Source organism: Lysobacter soli, assembly GCF_003382285.1.
Taxonomy (GTDB): Bacteria; Pseudomonadota; Gammaproteobacteria; order Xanthomonadales; family Xanthomonadaceae; genus Lysobacter_J; species Lysobacter_J soli.
Genome location: NZ_QTJR01000010.1, coordinates 13,392 through 35,385 on the forward strand (window position 1 = coordinate 13,392; position 21,994 = coordinate 35,385).

Annotated in this window: 20 protein-coding genes and 1 tRNA gene; 10 read left to right on the plus strand and 11 right to left on the minus strand. The window is 69.0% G+C overall.

Annotation, left to right across the window (positions count from 1 at the left end; genetic code table 11):
• Positions 1 to 14: 14 nt before the first annotated feature.
• Positions 15 to 743 (plus strand): ComF family protein, encoded by a 729-nt coding sequence (locus tag DX912_RS13320; RefSeq protein ID WP_115843048.1) that lies wholly within the window; start codon positions 15 to 17, stop codon positions 741 to 743.
• A 49-nt stretch (positions 744 to 792) separates the two neighbouring features.
• On the opposite strand, the gene DX912_RS18425 is transcribed toward DX912_RS13320, so the two are convergent.
• Positions 793 to 1,293 (minus strand): Rid family hydrolase, encoded by a 501-nt coding sequence (locus DX912_RS18425; RefSeq protein WP_181902832.1) that lies wholly within the window; start codon positions 1,291 to 1,293, stop codon positions 793 to 795.
• A gap of 232 nt (positions 1,294 to 1,525) precedes the next feature.
• On the opposite strand from DX912_RS18425, the gene DX912_RS13330 reads away from it, so the two are divergent.
• Positions 1,526 to 2,077 (plus strand): HdeD family acid-resistance protein, encoded by a 552-nt coding sequence (locus tag DX912_RS13330; RefSeq protein ID WP_115843052.1) that lies wholly within the window; start codon positions 1,526 to 1,528, stop codon positions 2,075 to 2,077.
• A 12-nt stretch (positions 2,078 to 2,089) separates the two neighbouring features.
• On the opposite strand, the gene ubiA is transcribed toward DX912_RS13330, so the two are convergent.
• Positions 2,090 to 2,998, minus strand: a complete 909-nt coding sequence (gene ubiA, locus DX912_RS13335; protein WP_115843054.1) for a 4-hydroxybenzoate octaprenyltransferase — start codon at positions 2,996 to 2,998, stop codon at positions 2,090 to 2,092.
• 157 nt (positions 2,999 to 3,155) lie between these two features.
• Between ubiA and DX912_RS13340 the strand changes: the two genes are divergently transcribed.
• The 5 genes from DX912_RS13340 (at position 3,156) to zapE (ending at position 7,756) form a co-directional block, all read left to right on the plus strand.
• Positions 3,156 to 3,232: transfer RNA gene (locus DX912_RS13340), tRNA-Arg, on the plus strand.
• 300 nt (positions 3,233 to 3,532) lie between these two features.
• Positions 3,533 to 4,048: a c-type cytochrome gene (locus tag DX912_RS13345; RefSeq protein ID WP_115843056.1), complete on the plus strand. Its 516-nt coding sequence runs from the start codon at positions 3,533 to 3,535 to the stop codon at positions 4,046 to 4,048.
• Positions 4,049 to 4,208: 160 nt separating this feature from the next.
• Positions 4,209 to 5,897, plus strand: coding sequence for an ExeM/NucH family extracellular endonuclease (locus tag DX912_RS13350; RefSeq protein ID WP_115843058.1), 1,689 nt, complete (start codon positions 4,209 to 4,211; stop codon positions 5,895 to 5,897).
• Positions 5,898 to 5,945: 48 nt separating this feature from the next.
• Complete coding sequence (locus tag DX912_RS13355; RefSeq protein ID WP_115843060.1) at positions 5,946 to 6,638, plus strand: alpha/beta hydrolase; 693 nt, start codon at positions 5,946 to 5,948, stop codon at positions 6,636 to 6,638.
• A complete protein-coding gene (gene zapE / locus DX912_RS13360) occupies positions 6,635 to 7,756 on the plus strand; it encodes a cell division protein ZapE (RefSeq protein WP_115843062.1) in 1,122 nt (373 codons plus the stop codon). Before DX912_RS13355 ends, zapE begins: the two co-directional genes overlap by 4 nt.
• Here the strand turns inward: zapE and DX912_RS13365 are convergent, their stop codons facing one another.
• The gene (locus tag DX912_RS13365) at positions 7,757 to 9,103 is read right to left on the minus strand and encodes an APC family permease (RefSeq protein WP_181902833.1); all 1,347 of its coding nucleotides are present in this window, start codon (positions 9,101 to 9,103) and stop codon (positions 7,757 to 7,759) included. It abuts the gene before it with no gap.
• A gap of 410 nt (positions 9,104 to 9,513) precedes the next feature.
• Here DX912_RS13365 and DX912_RS13370 point away from each other — a divergent pair, with 410 nt between their 5' ends.
• Positions 9,514 to 10,107: an HAD family hydrolase gene (locus DX912_RS13370; protein WP_115843066.1), complete on the plus strand. Its 594-nt coding sequence runs from the start codon at positions 9,514 to 9,516 to the stop codon at positions 10,105 to 10,107.
• 3 nt (positions 10,108 to 10,110) lie between these two features.
• Here the strand turns inward: DX912_RS13370 and DX912_RS13375 are convergent, their stop codons facing one another.
• The 8 genes from DX912_RS13375 to DX912_RS18430 form a co-directional block, all read right to left on the minus strand.
• Complete coding sequence (locus DX912_RS13375) at positions 10,111 to 10,728, minus strand: DUF938 domain-containing protein (protein ID WP_115843069.1); 618 nt, start codon at positions 10,726 to 10,728, stop codon at positions 10,111 to 10,113.
• A gap of 16 nt (positions 10,729 to 10,744) precedes the next feature.
• Positions 10,745 to 11,335 (minus strand): GTP cyclohydrolase I FolE, encoded by a 591-nt coding sequence (folE, locus tag DX912_RS13380; protein ID WP_115843071.1) that lies wholly within the window; start codon positions 11,333 to 11,335, stop codon positions 10,745 to 10,747.
• Between the two features lie 201 nt (positions 11,336 to 11,536).
• Entirely contained in the window at positions 11,537 to 13,024 is a 1,488-nt protein-coding gene (locus DX912_RS13385; RefSeq protein ID WP_115843073.1) for an efflux transporter outer membrane subunit, read from the minus strand.
• Positions 13,018 to 13,767 (minus strand): SDR family oxidoreductase, encoded by a 750-nt coding sequence (locus DX912_RS13390; RefSeq protein WP_115843075.1) that lies wholly within the window; start codon positions 13,765 to 13,767, stop codon positions 13,018 to 13,020. Before DX912_RS13390 ends, DX912_RS13385 begins: the two co-directional genes overlap by 7 nt.
• An 88-nt stretch (positions 13,768 to 13,855) precedes the next feature.
• Positions 13,856 to 17,035, minus strand: coding sequence for an efflux RND transporter permease subunit (locus DX912_RS13395; protein WP_115843077.1), 3,180 nt, complete (start codon positions 17,033 to 17,035; stop codon positions 13,856 to 13,858).
• A gap of 211 nt (positions 17,036 to 17,246) precedes the next feature.
• Entirely contained in the window at positions 17,247 to 18,440 is a 1,194-nt protein-coding gene (locus DX912_RS13405; protein ID WP_115843082.1) for an efflux RND transporter periplasmic adaptor subunit, read from the minus strand.
• Positions 18,437 to 19,486: an SDR family NAD(P)-dependent oxidoreductase gene (locus DX912_RS13410; RefSeq protein ID WP_181902834.1), complete on the minus strand. Its 1,050-nt coding sequence runs from the start codon at positions 19,484 to 19,486 to the stop codon at positions 18,437 to 18,439. Before DX912_RS13410 ends, DX912_RS13405 begins: the two co-directional genes overlap by 4 nt.
• Before the next feature lie 8 nt (positions 19,487 to 19,494).
• Positions 19,495 to 19,764 carry a DUF2798 domain-containing protein gene (locus tag DX912_RS18430; protein ID WP_181902835.1) on the minus strand — a complete coding sequence of 90 codons (270 nt, stop codon included), beginning with the start codon at positions 19,762 to 19,764 and terminating at the stop codon, positions 19,495 to 19,497.
• Between the two features lie 162 nt (positions 19,765 to 19,926).
• On the opposite strand from DX912_RS18430, the gene DX912_RS13415 reads away from it, so the two are divergent.
• The gene (locus DX912_RS13415) at positions 19,927 to 21,012 is read left to right on the plus strand and encodes a LysR family transcriptional regulator (RefSeq protein WP_115843086.1); all 1,086 of its coding nucleotides are present in this window, start codon (positions 19,927 to 19,929) and stop codon (positions 21,010 to 21,012) included.
• A 199-nt stretch (positions 21,013 to 21,211) separates the two neighbouring features.
• Positions 21,212 to 21,982, plus strand: a complete 771-nt coding sequence (locus DX912_RS13420) for a phytochelatin synthase family protein (protein ID WP_115843088.1) — start codon at positions 21,212 to 21,214, stop codon at positions 21,980 to 21,982.
• Positions 21,983 to 21,994: the final 12 nt, after the last annotated feature.

The following is a 21,994-nucleotide window of genomic DNA, read 5'->3' on the forward strand; positions in this document are numbered from 1 at the left end:
GCAGTCTGGAAACCATGCCCCACCCTGTCAACCAAACTGCTGCGCACGGAGTTTACGGCTGGACATCCCGGTTGTTCGATCGTCTGCTGCCGTCGCGGTGCCTGGTCTGCAGCGAACGCGGAGCGATCGGTCGCGATCTGTGTCCTGCGTGCTGCGAAAGCCTGCCGTGGCTGACGACATCCTGCGCCCGATGCGCCCTGCCGCTCGGAGTCGCCGCCGAGCTCTGCGGCGACTGCCTCCGCCGGCCGCCCCCGCAAACCGCCACGCGAGCGGCCTTCGTGTACCGCACGCCGCTGGATCGCCTCCTCCCGCGCGCCAAGTTCCATGGCGACCTCGCCGGATTGCGGCTTCTCTCTGCGGTGATGGGCGACAGCTTCGGCCGCGCGGAACGGCCGGAGGCGCTGGCGCCGATCCCGCTACACCGGGACCGCCTGCGACGGCGCGGCTACGACCAGGCGCTGGAGTTGGCGCGGCCGCTCGCGCGACGGCTCGGCGTGCCGCTCCGCGACGACCTGCTTCGGCGCGTGCGGGCGACGGCAGCGCAGTCACGCCTCGACGCGGGCGCGCGTCGCCGCAACCTGCGCGGGGCGTTCGAGGTGCGGGCAGGCGCATCGCTGCCGGCGCACGTCGCGTTGATCGATGACGTGATGACGACCGGCGCCACGGCGCGGTCGGCGGCGCTGGCGCTGCGCCGTGCCGGCGTGCAGCGCGTCGACGTGTGGGTGTGTGCGCGTGTGCCGTGATCGCTGCGGCTCGCCGGATCGCGCTGCCACCAAGATGCTGGTGCTGACGCTACTTCGCCGCCGGCACCGGGATCGAGGCCTTCGCCTTAGCGCCGGAACCGACGATCGCCTCGGCCCGGATCTCCATCGGCGCGTCCTTCGAGAACAGCGCCGTCGTGCCCACGGCCGTCCATGCGGGGTAGTGATCCTTGAAGAACTCGCGGTGCACTTTCAGCACGGGCTCGACGCGCTTGCGGAAATCGTCGTGATCGCGCGAGACATGGAAGCTCTGCAGCTCGACGACGTCCTCCATCGTCGCGCCCGCCTTTTCCAGATGCGCCTTCAGCTGCTGGAACGCCCAGCGGATCTTCGCCTCGTCCGTTTCGCCTTCCGATGCTGGAATGCCCGACACGATCACGCGATCGCCGACGCGGAGCACGGGCGTGTAGTGCAGCCCGTGGTACGAGCCCTCCCAACCCCTCGGCGCTAAGTGCTCGCGCGCGGGTGCCGTCTGCGCAGCAGCATTCGTCGCTATAAGGCAGAGGAACAACGGCAGGCACGTACGACGCATGGCGAACTCCAGCGGGTTGGACGCGGCGATTGCAGCACCCGGGGACGGCCGCCGGCAGTGCCGTTCGGCGGAACGTTCGAGCGCGCCAAATGTCGACGCCCGCGTTACGCCGGTCGTCGCGACACACGGCAGGGTCCATCCCGTCACCCGATCTTCACCCGGCGGCGACCCTTGCGCGGTCACGCTCCGCCGGAACCCGGACCACGGTGACCTCAGGGTCGAGGAGCGCGTCATGAACGCAGGTCTGTTGAGGATGGTGGGTCGCAGTTGGTGGGTGCTGGTGCTGTACGGCGTGATCGGCGTGCTGTTCGGCATCGCCGCGTTCCTCTGGCCGGCGAAGACGGCCGTCGCGATCGCATGGGCCTTCGGCGTGATGGCCATCGCGGAGGGCGTGCTCAGCCTGCTCGCGCTGTTCGACCGCAATGTGTCGGTATCGAAGGGATGGCTGGTGCTGTATGCGCTCGCCTCGCTCGTCTTCGGCGTGCTGGCGGTGTCCAACCCCGTCGCCACCGCCGGCGTGCTGCTGCTGTTCCTCGCCGCGTGGCTGCTCGTCGCCGGCATCTACCGCATCGTGCTGGCGATCCGCATCCGCAAGGCGATCACCGGCGAATGGATGATCGCCCTCAGCGGCGTGCTCGCCATCGTGCTGGCGGTGCTGTTCGTGATGCGGCCAGCTGCCGGGCTGGTGACGGTGGCGCTTTGGATCGGCGTAGCGGCGCTGTTCTACGGCGTGCTGCAGATCGTGGCCGGGCTGCGGATGCGCAAGCTCGCCGAGGCGCTCTGACGACTGGGCGACTTACGCCGCCGGCCCGCGCAACGCGAAGTCGGCGGCGATGCCGGCGAAGATCGCCAATCCGACCCAATGGTTGTGCAGGAACGCGCGGAAGCACGCCGCGCGGTCGCGCGTCCGGGCGATGACGAATTCGTACACCACCAGCGCGGCGGCGATGGCGAGGCCGATCCAGTAGTACGCGCCCATCGACGCGCGCTGGCCGACGAAGACCAGCGCCACGAAGAACAGCGCGTACAGAACGCCCTGTGCGATCAGGTCCATCTCGCCGAACAGGATCGCCGTGGACTTGCTGCCCATGCGCAGGTCGTCCTCGCGATCGACCATCGCGTACCAGGTGTCGTACGCGGTGGACCAGACGATGTTGGCCGCGTAGAGCAGCCACGCCACCGGCGGCACTTCGCCCTGCACCGCGGCGAACGCCATCGGGATGCCCCAGCCGAACGAGAGACCGAGGTACACCTGCGGCAGGTGCGTATACCGCTTGAGGTACGGATAGCTCGCGGCAAGCGCCACGCCGATGAAGCTCATCAGCACCGTCAGCCGGTTCAACGTGAGCACGAGCCCGAACGCCACCAGCATCAGCACCGCGAACAACGCGAGCGCTTCGCGGCCGCGCACGGCGCCGGTCGCGAGGGGGCGGTTCTTCGTCCGCTCGACGTGCGGGTCGAGCCAGCGGTCGGCGTAGTCGTTGATCACGCACCCGGCCGAGCGCGTCAGCCACACGCCCGCGCTGAACACGAACAGCATCCACAGCGGCGGCACGCCGCGCGCGGCGATCCACAGGCCCCACCACGTCGGCCACAGCAACAGCAGCCAGCCGATGGGACGGTCGCCGCGCACGAGCTGCCAGTACAGCGCCAGTCGCGTTTTCCACGGGGAATCCGCGGGGGTTTGGAAGCGTTCGTAGCTCATGACGGGGGAATTTCGCGGAATGGGGAAGCGCGTTCGGCGACGTCGCCGCGGGAGCCGGGCCTCCGCCACCGCACGCCGGCGCGCTTTGCCGCTAGAATGCCAGCCCCGCTTGCCTGCGACGTGATCGCTCGATCAGGCCGTATCGCGGGACATCCAGGCGCCCGTAGCTCAGCCGGATAGAGTAGTGGCTTCCGAAGCCATTGGTCGGGGGTTCGAATCCCTCCGGGCGCGCCATCTTACGCACCGTGCCGTCGTGGCCCGGTCGCGACGCGGCAGTCGGCTTCGCAACATCCGCAGCCGGTCGCACTCGATTGAACGGCAGCCTCGCGGGTTGCCGTTTTTGTTTTGGGCGGTCGAACGCAGGCGGTTGCGCGCGCCACACGCGGCACAGGCCGATGTGATCGCGCGCCCGGACCGCCCAAACCTGAACCTAGTGGAGCAGCCTAGCGGGCCGTATACTGGCGCGCGGCCGCTTGGGGCGGTCGATCGTCGATGGCTTCGCGTGACCCGCAAGGGCGCGCCATAGGTGGGTTTGTGCGCAATTACGACCTCGAATTCCTGAAGAAATTCTCGATGGTGATCGGCTTCCTGATGCTGGTCACGCTGGGCCTGATCGTCGCGGCCATGTTCGTGCACAGCCAGATTCCGGCGGAGATCAACCCGGACGTCGCCAAGCGCACCGAGCAGCGCATCCAGCCGGTCGGCGCGGTGTATGCCGGCAGCACGGGCGCCGCGGCGCAGCAGGCCGCCTCGGCCGCCGCCGCCGCGAAGGCCGCCTCGCAGGTCGCCTATGGCGGCACCACCGACGGTTCGGTGATCTTCAACAACCTCTGCACCGGCTGCCACACCTCCGGTGCCGGCGGCGCGCCGACGCTGGACCAGGCCCACTGGGCCGCCCGCCTGCCGAAGGGCAAGGACACGCTGCACAAGCACGCCATCGAAGGCTTCACCGGCACCGCCGGCGTGATGCCGCCGAAGGGCGGCAACCCGGCCCTGACCGACGAACAGGTCATCGCCGCGGTCGACTGGATGCTGGCGAACCTGAAGTAATCGGGCCCTCCGCCGCGCCGCACGACGCCGCCTCCGGGCGGCGTTGTCGTTTCCGGGCTCCTGATCTGATTCGCCAATCCGCCTCGCCGCGCCAACCCGCCGACATCCGCCCGGCACGCGCGCTCGCGATAATGCGCGCCTCTTCCGCGGCGAGCGCGCCATGACCCGTTCCACTTCCCTGCTTCGACCGGCCCTGCTCCTGGCGCCCTGCCTGCTGATCGGCTGCGCGTCCGTCCCGGGCGCGGGCGATGCCACCGCCATCGGCGCGGTGCAGGGCCACGCCGAACGCAGCGCGCTCGTCGGCCAGACCGTCACCGTGCGCGGCACCGTCAGCGCGATCGCCGAGGGCGGATGGTTCCTGCAGGACGCAGGCGACGGCGACAACGCCACCTCCGACGCGATCTTCGTCCAGCAGGCCGCACCGACCGTACAACCGGGCGACGCGGTACGCGCGCGCGGCACGGTGGCCGAACTCGACGCGGGCCGCGGCACGCGCACGTCGCTGGTGGATGCGCAGGTCGAACGTACCGGCCGCGGTGACGTCGCCGCGCTGGCGCTCACCGCTGCGCCGGCCGACTGGGAGCGCCTGGAAGGCATGCGCGTTCGCCTCGACGGACCGGTCTACCTCGCCGACAGCGGCGATCTGGCCAGGCGCGGCCGCGTGCAGGTCAGCCTCGGCGAGCGCCTGTGGCAGCCGACCGAGGGCCACGTGCCGGGCAGCGATGGCTATCGCGCGGAAGTCGAAGGCAATGGGCGCCGCACGGTCTGGCTCGATACCGCGAATGCCGCATGGCCGGCCGGCCTGGCGCAGGCGCGTTCGGGCAGCCGCATTGGCGGCGCGACGGGCGTGATCGACGAAACGAAAGCCGGCATCGCGCTCCATCTCGATGCCGCGCCCACGCTCGACGCAGCCCCGCGTCCGCAGGCGCCCAGCGTTCCCGGCACGCTGCGCCTGGCCGCGCTCAACCTCGAAAACCTGTTCAACGGCGACGGCCACGGCGGTGGTTTCCCCACGCTGCGCGGCGCGCGCACGCCGCAGGAACTCGCCGCGCAGCTCGCCAAGCACGTGGCGATCATCGAGGGCCTGAACGCCGACGTCGTCGCGCTGATGGAGCTGGAGAACGACGGCTACGGCAAGGAATCGAGCATCGCCACGCTGGTGGACGCGCTCAACGCCGACGGCAGCCGCTGGCGTTTCGTCGACGCGAAGCAGGGCCCGGGCGACAACCCGATCCGCGTCGGCCTGATCTATCGCGCCGACCGCGTGCGCACGCTCGGCGCGCCGAAGATCCTCGAAGGCGGTCCGTTCGGCGAGCACAGCCGCGTGCCGATGGCGCAGGCGTTCGCGCCGCTCAAGGCCGATGCGAACAGGCAGGCGTTCGTCGTCGTCGCGAACCATTTCAAGTCGAAGGGCTGCAAGGACGCCGAAGGCCTGGACCGCGACCAGCGCGACGGCGCCTCCTGCTACAACGCGATGCGTACCGAATCGGCCCGGCGCCTGCACGCCTGGCTTGCCACGGATCCCACCGGCCACGGCGCGCGCACGCTCATCGTCGGCGACCTCAACGCCTACGCGCAGGAAGAGCCCGTGCGCGCGCTGCGCGAGGCCGGCTGGCAGGACGCCTTCGTCGTCGCGGGGAACGAGGCGCCGTACAGCTACGTCTACGACGGCCAGCTCGGCCGGCTCGACCACGCGCTGCTGAGCCCGGAGTTCGCCAAGCGCCTTCGCGGCGCGGCCGAATGGCACGTCAACGCGGACGAACCCGAATCGGCCGGTTATCGCGCCGGCGGCGCGGGCCCGTGGCGCAGCTCCGACCACGACCCGCTGGTGCTGGGTTTCGATCCGTAAGCGACGCGCCGACGGGGTCTGAATACACCAGCCCGTATCATTGAACGCATGAACCCGCCTGCCTTCCCGACCGACGCCACCGCCACGCTGACGCTGCCGGGCCCGGCCGGCGTACTGGAGACGATCGTCGAGGCCGCCGAAGCGCCGGAGCGCGACGCGGTCGCCATCGTCTGCCACCCGCTGCCGACCGACGGCGGCACGATGCACAACAAGGTCGTGACGATGGCCGCGCGCGCGCTGCGCGAGTCGGGGATCGCGACGGTGCGCTTCAATTTCCGCGGCACCGGTGCGTCGGAAGGCAGCTTCGACCAGGGCCGCGGCGAAGCCGACGACCTTCGCGCTGTCGCAGCGTGGGTGCGCGAGCAGCGTCCCGGCGCGCGCCTGTGGCTGGCGGGTTTCAGCTTCGGTTCGTACGTCACACTGAAGTGCGCGAACGAACTGCATCCGGGCATGGTGATCTCGATCGCGCCGCCCGCCGCGGGCCGCAACTGGGACTTCAGCACGCTGACGCCGCCGCAGTGCCCGTGGCTGGTGATCCAGGGCGAGGAAGACGAGATCGTCGATCCGCAGGCCGTGTACGCGTGGATCGACAGCCTCAAGCTCGATCCGCCGCCGGAGCTGGTGAAAATGCCCGAGACCAGCCACTTCTTCCATCGACGCCTGATGGACCTGCGCGGCGCGATCAAGAACGGCATCAGGCCGCACCTTCCGCCCGAGACGGAAGGCGCCGCGTCCGCATGAACGCAGCGATTCCGGCCGCCGGCGCGGCGGCTTCCGTGTCTTCGCCGTCGTCGCTCTATGCGGCCGGCGTTTCGCGCGGCGAGTGGAGCGAGGATCCCGCGCAACGCCCCGCGCTGCGCGAACTCGACCGCATCCACGCCGCACTGCTGGATCCGCCGAAGCGCGGCCTGTTCGGCGGGCTGTTCGGCAGGAAGGCCGAAGCACCGCTGGGCCTCTACCTGTGGGGCGGCGTCGGGCGCGGCAAGACGTTCCTGATCGACCTGTTCTACGACAGTCTCCCCTTCGAACAGAAACGCCGCACGCACTTCCACCGTTTCATGCGCGAAGTGCATGCGCAGCTGCGCACGCACGCCGGCACGAGCGATCCGCTGGCGACGATCGCACGCGAATGGGGCCGCGACCTGCGCGTGCTGGTGCTCGACGAGTTCTTCGTCAACGACATCGGCGATGCGATGCTGCTCGGCCGCCTGATGGAGCGGCTGTTCGCCGAAGGCGTGGCGCTGGTCACCACGTCCAATACCGAACCGAAGAACCTCTACAAGGACGGGCTGCAGCGCGCGAGTTTCCTGCCGGCGATCGCGCAGATCGAGAAGCACTGCAAGGTGCTCTACCTCGACAGCGCGCAGGATTACCGCCTGCGCGCGCTGACGCGTTCACCGGTGTACCGCGCACCGCTGGACGACGCGTCGGACAGGTGGCTCGCCGAACGCTGGCGCGAACTCACCGCCACGTGTCCGCACGAAGCCGGACCGCTGGTGATCGAGGGCCGCGAGATTCCCGTGCGTGCACTCGCCGAAGGCCACGCGTGGTTCGACTTCGCCGCGCTGTGCGAAGGCCCGCGCGCGGCGAGCGACTACATCGAGATCGCCACCGAATACCACACCGTGCTGGTCGGCGGCATTCCGCTGTTCGACGGCCGCAACGACGATCCGGCGCGCCGCTTCGTGCACCTGATCGACGAGCTGTACGACCGCCACGTCAACCTCGTATGCACCGCCGCGGCTGCGCCGCCTGCGCTGTATTCCGGGAAGAAGCTCGCGCACGCGTTTGAACGCACGACGTCGCGTCTGATCGAAATGCAGTCGGCGGAATTCCTGTCGCTGGAGCATCGCGGCTGATCACGCCGCCGAGCGTCGCCCGCTGCGCCCGCGCAACGCCGCGAGCACCGCGTAGACGATCACCAGCGCCGTCAGCGACACCGCGATCGCCAGCCATTCCTGCGCGCTGAGCGTGGCGAGGATCGCCGCCATCGTCGCGATCGCGATGACCGGGATCAGCGCGCCGCCGGGCAGCACCAGCGGTTCGCCGGCGCCGCGCAGGCCGATGCGCTGCGTGCGCCACGACGCCGCGGCGACGGCGGCGAACACCAGGCAGATCGCGCCGCCGGAAATCAGCGCCATCGTTTCGAAGCTGCCGGCGACGGCCAGCACCGCGGCGAGGCCGGCATGCGCGACGAGCCCGAGCACCGGCACGCGGTGGCGCGCATCGACCACGCCGAACCCGCGCGGCAGGAAGCCGTCGCGACCCAGCGCGAACAGCAGGCGCGAGGACGAGAACAGATTGCCCATCAGGAAGCCGAGCATCGACACGCAGGCCGTCGCCAGCAGCACCGTGCGGGCAGGCAGCCACAGCGTGCCGGCCGCGTCGGCGACGGGCGCCGCGCTTCCCGCCAGGGACGCACCGAGCGTTCCCTGGCATACGACCTGGATGCCGATGTAGAGCAGCACCACGACGACGATCGCACCCAGCGTCGCGCGCGGCACGTGGCGCGCGGGATCGCGCACTTCGCCCGACGGCACCAGCGCGGTTTCCATGCCCGCGTACGCGAACACCACCAGCACGAGCGAGGAACCGAGCGCGCTCCACGTCGGCATAGCACCAAGGCCGAAGCTCACCTGCGACCAGTCGACGAACGCGAGTCCGATCAACGCGAGAACGAACAGCGGCGTGAGCTTGAGCGTGGCGAGCGCGACGATCATGCGCGCGCCGAGCTTCACGCCGAACGCGTTGAGCGCGAACAGCAGCGCGTACGCGCCGACGATGAGCGTCGCGCGCGCCGCGGGTTCGGCGAACATCGGGAACGCATGCGCGACCTGTCCCGCGAGCGCCGCGGCGACGCCGGCGCTCGATGTCACGTTGCAGATCCACATCAGTGCGCCGGTGAGAAACCCCGCGAACGGGCCGAAGCCCGCACCCACGTACGTATACGGCCCGCCCGTCGCCGACGCGCGGCTGCCGACCGCGGCGAAGCACAGCGCGATGGGAACGATCGCGAACGCACCGACGATGAATGCCAGCGGCGCCGCGGGCCCCATGCGCGCGAGCAGCAGCGCAGGCAGCATGAAGATGCCCGCGCCGACGATGATGTTGACGATCGACGCCCCGAGCTGGAACGGCCCCAGCGCGCGTACGAGTGCGGCATCGCCCTGCAACGGTGTCCGGGAAGGAGTGGCCGCGTCGGTCATGGGCAGTCCGGGTCGGAAGGTGGGGCGAGCGTGGCATAGCGGCAAGGCGCCGTCATCCCGCCCACGGCGTTGCACTTCCCACCGCCATCCCGCCCACGGCGTTGCACCTACCAGCACCGTCATCCCGGCGAAAGCCGGGACCCAGGCCCGCAACGTGTGGGCACTCCATCAACGGTTGCCGACCTCGCCGTCATTTCAGCGAAAGCTGGGATCCAATCGGCCTTCGCTCGCGACCGCGATGATCAACATGGATTCCAGCTTTCGCTGGAATGACGAGATGGACGGAACGCGTGTCGGCCTGGATCCCGGCCTTCGCCGGGATGACGGTATTGGGGTGATGAGACGATGGACCATGCCGCGCAACACGCCGGCCCTTACACTCGCCGCTCCCAACCGTTCGTATCGCAACGATGAACCTCGCCTTGTTCGACTTCGACGGCACCATCACCACGCGCGAGTTGATGCCCGAGTTCGTGCGCATGGCGACGACGAAGCGGAGGTTGATGGTCGGACGCGTCGTGCTCGCGCCGATCTTCGTCGGCTACAAGGCGGGCGTGGTGAGTGGCAATGCGATCCGCGACCGCATCGCCGACTTCGCCTTCCGCGGCCTGCCGCAACGCGACCTGCAAGCCGCGGGCGAGCATTTCGCGCGCGATGTCATTCCGCCGACCGTGCGTCCGGAAGCGATGGAGCGCCTGCAATGGCATCGCGATCAAGGCGACACGATCGCCGTCGTATCCGGCTCGTTCGATCTGTATCTATCGCACTGGTGCGCGCTGCACGGACTGGAGCTGCTGTGCTCCTCGCTGGAAGTTCGCGACGGCGTGATGACCGGGCGCTTCGAGGGCGCGCAGTGCGTGGGCGCGGAGAAGGCGCGGCGCGTGCGCGAGCACTACGACCTGTCGCGCTTTCCAGTCGTCTACGCGTACGGCGACACGCACGAAGACCGCGACCTGCTCGCGCTCGCGCATCGCCGCTGGTATCGCGGGCGCGAGGTCGAGTAGACGTCAGGCCGAAGCCCGCCGCCAGACAAGGCAGCGGTTGTTCGCAGGCATCGCGACGTCTTCGATCAGCCGCAGCCCGATGCGTTGCGCCAGCGCGTCCACGGCTTCGAAATCGCGGATCGCCGACTGCGGATCGCGCGCTTTCAGCCAGCCGTCGAAATCGCGGTTGCTGTCGCTGGTGTAGTCGCCGTTGTAATTGAAGGGGCCGTAGACGACGAGCGTTGCGTCGTCGGCGAGCACGCCGTCGAGCCCGGCGAAGAACGCCTCGACCTTCGGCCAGCCCATGATGTGCAGCGTGTTCGCGCTGAAGACCGCGTCGAAGCGGCCGTCGGATGCGTTCGATCGAGGCCACGGGCCGGTGGACACATCGAGTTCCACCGCCGGCGGCGTATTCGGAAGCGATGCGTGTTCAAGCCACGACGCGATGCCCGGGAGATGCTCCGCGCGATCGCTGCACAGCCAGCGCAGCCACGGCATCGCCGCGGCGAAATACACCGCGTGCTGGCCGGTGCCGCTGCCGATTTCCAGCACGTCGTGCCGGTCGGCGAAATGGCGTTGCAGGACGGCGAGAATCGGCTCGCGGTTGCGTTCGCAGGACGGCGCGTTCGGGAGCGCGTTCACGAAGCAGCGGCGCGCGTCAACGCCCCGGGCCGACGTCGATGAACTGCAGGAACTCCGCACGCGTGCGCGCGTCCTCGCGGAAGCTGCCGAGCATCTTGGAAGTAATCATGCTCACGCCGCGCTTGTGCACGCCGCGCGTGGTCATGCATTCGTGCGCGCCCTCGATCACCACGCCGACGCCACGCGGCTGCAGCACGTCCTGGATGACCTGCGCGATCTGCGCCGTCATCTTCTCCTGCACCTGCAGGCGGCGTGCATAGGCATCGACCACGCGCGCGAGCTTGCTGATGCCCACCACCTTGCCGTCGGGCAGGTAGCCCACGTGCGCCTTGCCGATGATCGGCGCCATGTGGTGCTCGCAATGGCTTTCGAACTCGATGTCGCGCAGCACGATCATCTCGTCGTAGCCCTCGACTTCCTTGAAGGTGCGCATCAGGTAGTCGGCCGGATCCTCGGCGTAACCGCTGAACCAGTCCTGGTACGCCTTGGCCACGCGCTTGGGCGTATCGAGCAGGCCTTCGCGCGCCGGATCGTCGCCGGCCCAGCGCAGCAGCGTGCGCACGGCGGCCTCGGCCTGGTCGCGGGTGGGCTTGTCGTCTTGCGCCATGGCACGGACTCGGTGTGTCGGGGGACGGGAATGCTACTCCACCCGGCGCGAGCGGAGAAAAAAGGCGCCGCCGGACGGGATGAGACCCGGCGACGCGAAGGGGTAACGCCATGGATCGGAAAACCGATCGACCGACGACGCCACGTGAGGGAGGGGAGCTCGTGGCGCCGCCGGCCGCCGGCCAGGGGAGCGGTACAACAATCAGCGCGAAGCGACGTCCTCGCGCACCGGCACGCGCGTGGGCCAGCCGCCGGCGAGCGCCTTGTACAGCGCGACGGCGGAACTGGCGCTGCGCGTGCGCGCATCGGCGAAGGCTTCCTCGGCGGTCAGGCGCGTGCGTTCGGCATCGAGCACTTCGAACAGGTCGGCCGCGCCCGCGTCGTACCGCACGCGAGCCAGCCGCGCCGCGGTGGCACTGTCGGCGGCGGCCTGTTCGAGATGCTGGTCTTCCACGCGCGTGCGCGCATAGCGGACCAGCGCGTTCTCGGTGTCTTCAAGCGCGAGCAGCACCGACTGCTGGTAGCGCGCGAGTTCGCCCGCCGCGTCCGCATCGGCGGCGGCGATGCGCGCACGCACGCGGCCGATGTCGAGGAACGACCAGTCGATGCCGAGGAATGCCAGCCGCGTTTCGCTGTCGCGTTCGAACAGCGAGCTGGTGTCGATGGCCTGGCTGCCGATCAGTCCGCCGAGCGTGAAGCGCGGGAACAGGTCGGCCGTCGCGACGCCGATGCGCGCCGTCGCCGCATGCAGGCGGTGTTCGGCGGCGATGACGTCGGGGCGATGGCGCAGCAGTTCGCCGGGCGAACCCGGATCCAGTCGCGCCGGCAACGCAGGCAGCGGCTTGACCGGCGTGAGTTCGGCGATCAGCGCATCCGGCGTCTGGCCGGTGAGCACGGCGAGGCGATGCATCGTCACCGCGACCTGCGCTTCCAGCGCGGGCACGCGCGACAGCGTGGCTTCCAGCTGCGCACGCGCACGCGAGGTATCGAACTCGGTGCCGCGACCGGCATCGAAGCGCGCGTTCACCAGGCGCAGCGTCTCGCGCTGGTTCTCGGCGTTCTCCTGCGCGACGCGCAGGCGCTCCTGCAAGCCGCGCAGTTCGACGTAGCTGCGCGCGACCTCGCCGACGATGGCAACCTGCATCGCATCCAGATCGGACGCCGCCGCCCACGCTTCGGCGCGCGAGGATTCCACGCCGCGACGCACGCGACCGTAGAGGTCCAGTTCCCAGCTGACGTCGGCCTGCACGCTGTAGCTTTCGCCGTCGCGATCGGCACGCGACACGCCCGGCGCCTGGTCGGCGCTGGCGCGCGAATCGCTGCCGGTGGCGCTGGCGGTCACCGTCGGGAAACGGTCGAGCTTCGCATTGCGAAGCAGCGCGTTGGCGCGGTCGTAGCTGGCCAGCGCGATGCGCAGGTCGTGGTTCGCGGCGAGTGCATCCTCGACCAGCCGCGTCAGCAGCGGATCGTTGAAGCTGCGCCAGAACTCGGCATCCGCCTGCGGCGACGGTGTCGGCGCCGCGTTCTGTTCGACGCCGGTGACGATGTCGGCCGCGCGCGCATCGCTGGCAGCTTCGTCGCGCGCGAACTTCGACGGCGTCTCGATGTTGGGTCGAACATAGTTCGGCCCGACGGCGCATGCGGCGAGCAACGCCGCCGCGACGCCGAGCGTGAGGGAGCGGATCACCATGGCAGCGTTTCTCCGAGGTAGACGTAGCCGCCGGTCGGACCGTCGGCACCGATGAGCGCCATCTGGACGCTGGTCTTCGCGCCGGTCGGCACGTCGATCTCGCCCTCGCCGGCGTTCATGTCGGTCTTCACGTAACCGGGGTGCACGGCGTTGACCTTGATCGGCGTATCGCGCAGTTCGTACGCCAGGTGCACGGAGTACGAGTTGATGGCGCTCTTGGACGCGTTGTAGGCGGGGATCGACTTGAAGTCGTAGATCGGCGAACCCGGCTGCGTGTGCAGCGTCAGCGAACCGAGCAGGCTCGACACGTTGACGATGCGCGCGGCCGGCGCCTTGTGCAGCAGCGGCAGGAACGCCTGCGTGGTTTCCACCACGGCGAAGACGTTGGTCTCGAACGTTTCGCGCCACGCGGCCACGGACTGCTGCGAGGGCTTCGGCAGCGTCTTGTCCTCGACGATGATGCCGGCGTTGTTCACCAGGATATCGAGTCGGCCGAACTTGCGGTCGACCTCCTGCACGGCGGCGGCGATGCTCGCGGTGTCGGTGACGTCCAGCACGATCGCCTCGACCGGCAGGCCTTCGCCCTGCAGCTTCAGCGCGGCGTCGACGGCGCGGCCGCGATCGCGCCCGGCCAGCAGCGTGTGCACGCCGGCCTGCGCGAGCTGGCGCACGGTCTCGAAGCCGATGCCGCGCGTGGCGCCTGTGACGAGGGCGACCTTGGAACCGTTGGAAGAAGTGGACATGGGAACTCCTGTGGGGGTCGCGCGGGATGCGCGGAGTTTTCGGATTCGTGCGCCGGCACGGCGCGTGCCGTGCCGGCGCGGGTCTGGATCAGGCGTGCGTCTGCACCGGAGCGTGCGTGGCGACCGTCGACGTGCCGTGGCTCACCAGCGGCTTGTTCGCCAGCTTGCGCAGCGCGACGTAGAACACCGGCGTCAGGAACAGGCCGAACAGCGTCACGCCGATCATTCCGGAGAACACGGTGATGCCCGTGGCCTGGCGGACTTCGGCGCCGGCGCCGTGCGAAAGCACCAGCGGCACGGTGCCGGCGATGAACGCGATGGACGTCATCACGATCGGACGCAGACGCAGGCGGCAGGCTTCCAGCGCGGCTTCGACGATGCCCTTGCCCTGCATTTCCAGCTCGCGGGCGAACTCGACGATCAGGATCGCGTTCTTGCACGCCAGGCCCATCAGCACCACCAGGCCCACCTGCACGAAGACGTTGTTGTCGCCGGTGAGGTACACGCCCAGCAGCGCCGAGAGCATGCACATCGGCACGATCAGGATCACCGCCAGCGGCAGCGTCCAGCTTTCGTACAGCGCGGCCAGCACGAGGAAGGCGAGCAGCACGGCGAGCGGGAAGACGATCAGCGCGGCCTTGCCCTGCGTGGCCTGCTGGTAGCTCAGGTCCGTCCACTCGATGTCCATGCCGTTGGGCAGCACCTTCTGCGCGAGCTCCTCCAGCTTCGCCATCGCCTGCGCGGACGAGAGCTGGTTCACGTCGGCCTCGCCGAGGATGTCCGCCGCCGGATAGCCGTTGTAGCGGATCACCGGATCGGGGCCGAAGGTCTCGGTGACCTTCACCATCGAGCCGATCGGCACCATCTCGCCGCGATCGTTGCGCGTGCGCAGGTTCGCGATGTCCTCGACGCTGTCGCGGAACGGGCCGTCGGCCTGTGCCACGACCTGCCAGGTGCGGCCGAACATGTTGAAGTCGTTGACGTACGCCGAACCCAGGTAGGTCTGCAGCGTGTCGAACAGCTCCGTCAGCGGCACGCCCTGCGCCTTGGCCTTCACGCGGTCGACCTCGGCGTCGAGCTGCGGCACGTTGGCCTGGTAGCTCGAGTTCGGGAAGCCCAGACCCGGCGTCTGCGAACCGGCGCCCTGGAAGGCCTGCACCGCGCTCTGCAGCGCGCCATAGCCCAGGTTGCCGCGGTCCTCGATGTAGAGCGAGTAACCCGAACCGTTGCCCAAGCCCTGGATCGGCGGCGGCTGCAGCGAGAAGGCGAAACCTTCCTGGATCGCGGAGATCTTCTGGCTCAACTCGGCGTTGATCTCTTCGGCGCTGCGCGTGCGCTGGCCGAAGGGCTTGAGGTTGATGAAGGTCACGCCGTAGTTCGGCGTATTGCTGAACTGCAGCGGGTTCAGGCCCGGGAACGCGACGTCGTTCTGCACGCCGTCGATGCTCATCGCGATCTCGCCGATCTTCTTCAGCGCCGCGTCCGTGCGCTCGATCGAGGAACCTTCCGGCATCTTGATGCCGGCGATGAGGTAGCTCTTGTCCTGCACCGGCACGAAGCCGCGCGGCACCAGCTGGAACATCAGGCCGGTGGCGAGCAGCAGGCCGGCGTACACGACGAACACCGCGCCGCGACGGCCGAGCACCTTCGCCACGCCGTTCTGGTAACGCTCCGCGGCGGTGCCGAAGAAACGGTTGAACGGACGGAAGATCCAGCCGAAACCGCGTTCGATGCCACGGCTGAGCAGATCCTTCGGCGCGCCGTGCGGCTTCAGCAGGCGCGCGGCCAGCGCGGGCGACAGGGTCAGCGAGTTGATCGCCGAGATCACCGTCGAGATGGCGATGGTCACCGCGAACTGCTTGTAGAACTGGCCCGTGACGCCCGACAGGAACGCCATCGGCACGAACACCGCGCACAGCACCAGCGCGATCGCGATGATCGGCCCGGACACTTCGCGCATCGCCATGTGCGCCGCTTCCAGCGGCGTGTGGCCGTCCTCGATGTGGCGTTCGACGTTCTCCACCACGACGATGGCGTCGTCGACCACGATGCCGATGGCGAGCACCAGCCCGAACAAGGTCAGCGTGTTGATCGAGAACCCGAGCAGGTAGAGCGCGGCGAACGTGCCCACCACCGACACCGGGACCGCGATCAGCGGGATGATCGACGCGCGCCAGGTCTGCAGGAACAGGATCACCACCAGCACCACGAGCAGCGTGGCTTCCAGCAGCGTGGTGACGACCGACTTGATCGAGTCGCGCACGAAGATCGTGGTGTCGTAGATCGACTTGTATTCCACGCCCGGCGGGAAGCGCTTGGCCGCCTCGTCCATGCGGCGAATGACTTCGTCGCGGATCTGCAGCGCGTTGGCGCCCGGCGCCTGGAAGATGCCGATCGCCGCGGCGTTCTGGCCGTCAAGGCGCGCACGCATGGTGTAGTCGCCGGCGGCGAGCTCGATGCGCGCGACGTCGGACAGGCGAACCACTTCGCCGCCGTCGCCGCCCTTGAGCACGATGTTGCCGAACTCTTCCGGCGTCTCGAGGCGACCGCGCGCGTTGATCGGCGTCAGGAACTGCGAGCCGTTGGGCATCGGTTCGGCGCCCAGCTGGCCGGCGGAGACCTGGATGTTCTGCTCGCGCACGGCACGCAGGACGTCGCTGGCGGTCATGCCGCGCGAGGCGACCTTGTCCGGATCCAGCCACAGGCGCATCGCGTAGTCGCCGCCGCCGAACGGCTGCGCTTCGCCCACGCCGGGAATGCTCGCGAGCTGGTCCTTGATGTGCAGGCGCAGGTAGTTGCGCAGATACAGCGTGTCGTACTTGCCGTTCGGCGACGTCAGATGCACGACCATCAGGAAGACCGGCGACTGCTTCTGCGTGGTCACGCCCTGTCGCCGCACGTCTTCGGGCAGTCGCGCCAGCGCCTGGCTGACGCGGTTCTGCACGCGCACGGTGGCCTCGTCGGCGTTCACTTCGGGACGGAAGGTCACGGTGATCTGCAGCACGCCGTCGGAACTGGCGACCGACTTGACGTACATCAGGCCTTCGACGCCGCGGATGGATTCCTCCAGCGGCGTGGCGACGGTTTCGGCGATGACCTTCGGGTTGGCGCCCGGGTACACGGTGCGCACCACCACCGAAGGCGGCACGACCTCGGGGTATTCGCCGATCGGCAGCAGCGGGATCGAGATCAGGCCGGCGGCGAAGATCACGATCGACAGCACGGCGGCGAAGATCGGCCTGTCGATGAAGAACTTTGAAAAGTCCATGGAAAGGTTCCTTGTGCGGCATGGAGCCGCAACGGTCCTGGGCGATGCGGTTTTCGCGCATCGCCTGTTTCGTTGTTTTTGTCCCCCTCCCCTGCGTGCAGGGGAGGGTTGGGGAGGGGTCGCGAAGCCGCATCGCGGCGAGCTCGGCGCTGGCGCGCCTCGACCCCCTCCCAACCTCCCCCTGCAAGCAGGGGGAGGGGTCGGTCATGCCTTACTTCATCGCCACCTGCGGCTGCGGCGCCGGGGCGCCCATCGCGATGACCTTCGGCTGCACCGGCATTCCCGGGAAGAACACCTTCTGCACGCCGTGCACGATCACCTTGTCCGACGGTGCCAGGCCCGAAGTCACCACGCGCAGCCCGTCGATCACCGGGCCGAGCTTCACGTCCTTGCGCGTGGCGGCGTTCTTCTCGCCCAGCACGTAGACGTACTTGCGGTCCTGGTCGGTGAGCACGGCCTTGTCGTCGATGAGCATCGCCTTGAACTGGCCGCTGCCCTGCAACTGCACGCGTGCGTACAGGCCCGGGGTGAAGATGCGGTCCGGGTTCTTCAGCACGGCGCGCGCGCGGATGGTGCCGGTGCTCGGATCGACCTGGTTGTCCACGAAATCCACCGTGCCTTCATGCGGATAACCCTGCTCGCTCGCCAGGCCCACGCGCACCGGGTTCTTCGTCTCGGCGCGCTCGCCCTTGCGGGCCAGTTCCTGGTAACGCAGGAAGCTCTGCTCGTCGGATTCGAAGTACACGAACACCGGATCCTGCGAGACGACGGTGGTCAGCAGCGTGGTGTCGGCGTTGGCGAGGTTGCCCTCGGTGACCATCGCGCGACCGGCGCGGCCGTTGATTGGCGAGCGCACGGAGGTGAACTGCAGGTCCAGGCGGGCGTTCTCGACCGCGGCTTCGGCGGCGCGCACGGCGGCATCGCCCTGCGTGCTGGCGGCGCGGCGCGTCTCGAACTCCTCGCGCGAGATCGCCTTGGCTTCCACCAGCGTCTGCGCGCGCTTGTCCTGCATCTGCGCGAGGCGGGCTTCGGCGCGGGCGCGTTCCAGGTCGGCTTCGGCCTGCGCCAGGCGCGCCTTGTACGGGCGCGGATCGACGACGAAGAGCAGGTCGCCCTTCTTCACTTCCTGGCCTTCCTGGTAGGCGACCTGCTGCACGTAGCCGGACACGCGCGGGCGCAGTTCGACGGTTTCGATGGCGGTGACGCGGCCGGTGAATTCATCCCAGCGGCTGACGTCCTTGTTGAGTACCTGCGCGACGCTGACTTCCGGCGGCGGCGGCATGCCCGCGCCCGGTTCGGCCTGGCTGCTGCACGCCGTCGCGATCGCGGCGACGAGCAGGCTGGTGACCAGCGCGACGGTGGGTATCCCGGTTCCGGACCGGGCGAGTGCTTTGCGTGGGGTCATGGCGAGTCTTCCTGGTTGTTGTTGTTATGCGTTGCGTTGTGATTCGGGGCGATCAGGTTCCGGAGCAGCGTGCGCGCGTCCTGTAGACACCGTGATGGCAGTAGTCCGACAGCGGGCGCGTCGTGCATGGCCTGCGACTTCGCGGCGCCGCACGCGGGCGACGACGCGATCGCGTCGCCGTTCCCGGGTTCCTGTTGATTCGTCGAAGCAGGGGACGGCGAATCGACATCCGTCGTGACACCGAAGGCGTCATCGGCGGTGTCGCCGGCCGAAGACGGCCAGAAGTCCACTTTGGAATACGGGACGACGGCTTCGGCCGGCTGCAGGCCATCGCCGGCTTCGGTCAGCGCGTTGATTAGCGCCAACGCGCGCTGGCCGACGGACAGCGCGCTCGGCCACTGCTCGCACGCGTTCGCGCGGTTGAGCTCCGTGCACACGGGGCTGTCGATCGCGAGCAGCTGCACGCGGACGCCGATCGTGCGCGCTTCCTCGTGCAGCACGCGCGCGAGCATGCGCAGCGCGGCGGTCGCGATCGATCGGTGGCCATAACCGGCCCACGGGCGATCGGCACCGGGACCGCCGATCAATACATACGTACCGGTACGTCCGCCCTGCGCGAGCAACGGCAGCAGGTGGCGGGCGGCGGCCAGGTGCGGAAGCAGGTCCTCGTCGAGCGTCTGGCGCAGGAACGCGGCGGGGTGATCGAGCAGGCGACCGCGCGCGGCGCTGCCGCAGACCGCGGCGACCACGCCGTCGATCGGCCGGCCGAGCTTGCTCAGGGTGCGTGCGAGGCGTTCGCCGTCGCCGTCATTGCTGACCGAACCGGGGACGATGGTCAGGTCGGCATCGGGGAACGAGCCGCGCAGGCACTGCAGGCCGGACTTGTCGCGGGCGACCGCGATCACCGGCCGGCCGCTGGCCAGCGCGGCCTTCACCACGCCCCGGCCGACGCCGCCGGTCGCGCCCAGCACGACGACGGCGGCGCGGGCGATGCGGCGGTTCTGGCCGGCGTTCTGGGCCGATGCCTTGGGAGCGGTGGCGTTCACCGGCGGCCTCACTGTCCCGGATTCGGGATGTTTACTCCCGCCAGCGGGATGGTCTCGGGCCGGGTGGCCGCACGCAGGACCGCACCGACCACCGGGAGGAGCAGCATCGCGCCCGGCAGGGCCAGCACGAAGGCCAGCACCCAGGCGAGCATCCAGAACTCGTCCGGACCCGCCGCCAGACCTTGCTGGAGCACGACCAGCGCGACGCCGACCAGCGCCGTCATGGCGACCAGCATCACCGGCAGGAAGGCGTAACGGGCTTGGCGGGGGGTCAACATGGCGGCGGGACCGGGGGAAGTTGCCGCAAAGGTTAGGCCTGCAATCGGCACTTGATTAGTCCGATTTGGAGGGAATAATTGTCCCGTCATCGGTCCAAATGCAGTCGGGCGCCCTGCCCGGCCTGTCCGCCCTTCCCCGCCGCGTCCCAAGGAACCCCCCACATGGCCCGCGATCTCAACGACACCCTGATCTTCGTCAAGGTGGTCGAGCACGGAAGTTTCATCTCCGCCGCCCGCGCACTGCAGCTGCCCAAGACCACGGTCAGCCGCAAGGTGCAGGAACTCGAAACCCGCCTCGGCGCGCAGCTGCTGCATCGCACGACGCGCAAGCTCGGCCTTACCGAGGCCGGCAACATCTACTTCGAACATTGCCAGCGCATCTCGCGCGAACTGGACGAAGCCGAAAGCGCCGTCGGCCAGTTGCAGGGCGGCCCGCGCGGCTGGCTGCGCTTCACCGCGCCGTACTCGGTGGGCATCACGTGGATCGCGCCGCTGCTGGGCGAGTTCCACGCGCGCCATCCCGAAGTGCGCGTGGAAATGGTGCTGACCAACGAACCGCTGGACATCATCGACCAGGAAATCGACGTCGCATTGCGCGTGGGCAGCCTGCCCGATTCCAACCTCATCGCGCGCAAGCTCGCCACGTTCCGCACGCAGGTCTACGCGAGCCCGGGTTACATCGCGCGCCACGGCGAACCGCTGCATCCGGACGACCTGGTGCATCACCGCACGGTCGCGATGCCGAAGCATCGCCGCAACGGGCAGTACTCGTGGTCGCTCAACGACGGCACGCGCACGGTCGACTTCCGCGTCGATCCGGTACTCGTCGCAAACGATCCCGGCCCGCTGTGCGGCGCGCTGCTGTGCGGCGAAGGGCTGATGCTCGCCGCCGACGTCACCGTGAAGGCGTACGCCGAACAGGGTTACGTGCAGCGCGTGCTCGCCGGCTGGACGGGGCTGGATTACGAGTTCAACGCGGTGTTCCCGCGCGGCCGCGTGCAGTCGCCGAAGGTGCGCGCGTTCGTCGACTTCCTCGTCGAACGCCTGAACTTCGACGCCGACTACATGCAGGTGCTCTGCCCGAACGTGCGCGCGCGCTACAAGGCCGCCGAACAGGCCGCTGCCGATGCGATCAGCGCCGAGCTGGCGAAGGTCGCCAAGCAGCCGGAAGCCAAGGCCAAGCGCAAGGCGAAGGTGGAAGAACCCGTGGCAGCGGCCGCGCACGAAGGCGAGGAACCGGCGATCTGACTTCGCCTGTTTATCGGGAACGATGGGAAGGAACGAAGCGGCGTGCGCAAGCGCGCCGCTTCACTTTTTTGCGACACATGCGATGCGATCCGTTCAGTGATTTCACCGCGATTTCATAGCCGCAGCGCTCTGCTCTACAGGCCAGGGAGTTGGCGCAATCGCACGCGGGGAACGCGCGCAAGCCAACGAACGGGTCGCCATGAATCGCATCCTTGCTGCACTGGCTGCTACTGCCGCACTCGCCCTGGCGATCGGCGGTGGCGCCGCCTGGAACAAATACCTGCGCACGCCTTCGGTGGAACTCCAGCCGATGCCCGCGCACCTCATCGCGCTGGATTCGGCCGCAGGCCAGAAGCTGCTCGCGCGTGCCGAAGCGACCGCCGATTTCGATGCGCTGATGACGCACTTCGTCCCGCAGACGCGCCGCGCGTTCTGCGGCGTCGCCAGCGCGCTGACCACGCTCAACGCGGCGCGCACCACGCCGACACCGCTTGATCAGTCGCGCCTGTTCGAACACGCCGCGGTGCGCATGCATCCGTTGAAGGTGAGCGTGATCGGGATGTCGCTCGACGACTTCGCCGCCCTGCTGCGCGCGCACGGCGCGCGGGTGACCGCGGTCTACGCGTCGGCGTCAAGCATCGACGAGTTCCGCGACGCCGTGCGTGCGAACCTCGCCAACGAGGGCGACTTCCTGCTGGTGAACTACCAGCGCAGCGAAGTCGGCCAGGCGCCGATGGGCCACATTTCGCCGATCGCCGCGTACGACGAGCAAAGCGACCGCGTGCTGGTGCTCGACGTCGCCGCGCACAAGTATCCGCCGACGTGGATCGAAACCGAAACCATGTGGAACGCGATGCGCGCGCCGCTCAACCCGCAGACGAAAACCACGCGCGGCTATCTGGTCATGCACGGCGACGGCGTCGGCCCCGATGCGCTGAGCGCGGGCGCGACGCTGGCCAGCGCGGATTGATCGACAGCGCGC

What these genes read in the sequence shown, in the direction of transcription:
- DX912_RS13320 (WP_115843048.1), top strand. Translation starts at nt 15, where the DNA reads ATGCCCCACCCTGTCAACCAAACTGCTGCGCACGGAGTTTACGGCTGG.
- DX912_RS18425 (WP_181902832.1), bottom strand. Translation starts at nt 1,293, where the DNA reads ATGCGTCGTACGTGCCTGCCGTTGTTCCTCTGCCTTATAGCGACGAAT.
- DX912_RS13330 (WP_115843052.1), top strand. Translation starts at nt 1,526, where the DNA reads ATGAACGCAGGTCTGTTGAGGATGGTGGGTCGCAGTTGGTGGGTGCTG.
- ubiA (WP_115843054.1), bottom strand. Translation starts at nt 2,998, where the DNA reads ATGAGCTACGAACGCTTCCAAACCCCCGCGGATTCCCCGTGGAAAACG.
- DX912_RS13350 (WP_115843058.1), top strand. Translation starts at nt 4,209, where the DNA reads ATGACCCGTTCCACTTCCCTGCTTCGACCGGCCCTGCTCCTGGCGCCC.
- DX912_RS13355 (WP_115843060.1), top strand. Translation starts at nt 5,946, where the DNA reads ATGAACCCGCCTGCCTTCCCGACCGACGCCACCGCCACGCTGACGCTG.
- zapE (WP_115843062.1), top strand. Translation starts at nt 6,635, where the DNA reads ATGAACGCAGCGATTCCGGCCGCCGGCGCGGCGGCTTCCGTGTCTTCG.
- DX912_RS13365 (WP_181902833.1), bottom strand. Translation starts at nt 9,103, where the DNA reads ATGACCGACGCGGCCACTCCTTCCCGGACACCGTTGCAGGGCGATGCC.
- DX912_RS13370 (WP_115843066.1), top strand. Translation starts at nt 9,514, where the DNA reads ATGAACCTCGCCTTGTTCGACTTCGACGGCACCATCACCACGCGCGAG.
- folE (WP_115843071.1), bottom strand. Translation starts at nt 11,335, where the DNA reads ATGGCGCAAGACGACAAGCCCACCCGCGACCAGGCCGAGGCCGCCGTG.
- DX912_RS13385 (WP_115843073.1), bottom strand. Translation starts at nt 13,024, where the DNA reads ATGGTGATCCGCTCCCTCACGCTCGGCGTCGCGGCGGCGTTGCTCGCC.
- DX912_RS13390 (WP_115843075.1), bottom strand. Translation starts at nt 13,767, where the DNA reads ATGTCCACTTCTTCCAACGGTTCCAAGGTCGCCCTCGTCACAGGCGCC.
- DX912_RS13395 (WP_115843077.1), bottom strand. Translation starts at nt 17,035, where the DNA reads ATGGACTTTTCAAAGTTCTTCATCGACAGGCCGATCTTCGCCGCCGTG.
- DX912_RS13405 (WP_115843082.1), bottom strand. Translation starts at nt 18,440, where the DNA reads ATGACCCCACGCAAAGCACTCGCCCGGTCCGGAACCGGGATACCCACC.
- DX912_RS18430 (WP_181902835.1), bottom strand. Translation starts at nt 19,764, where the DNA reads ATGTTGACCCCCCGCCAAGCCCGTTACGCCTTCCTGCCGGTGATGCTG.
- DX912_RS13415 (WP_115843086.1), top strand. Translation starts at nt 19,927, where the DNA reads ATGGCCCGCGATCTCAACGACACCCTGATCTTCGTCAAGGTGGTCGAG.
- DX912_RS13420 (WP_115843088.1), top strand. Translation starts at nt 21,212, where the DNA reads ATGAATCGCATCCTTGCTGCACTGGCTGCTACTGCCGCACTCGCCCTG.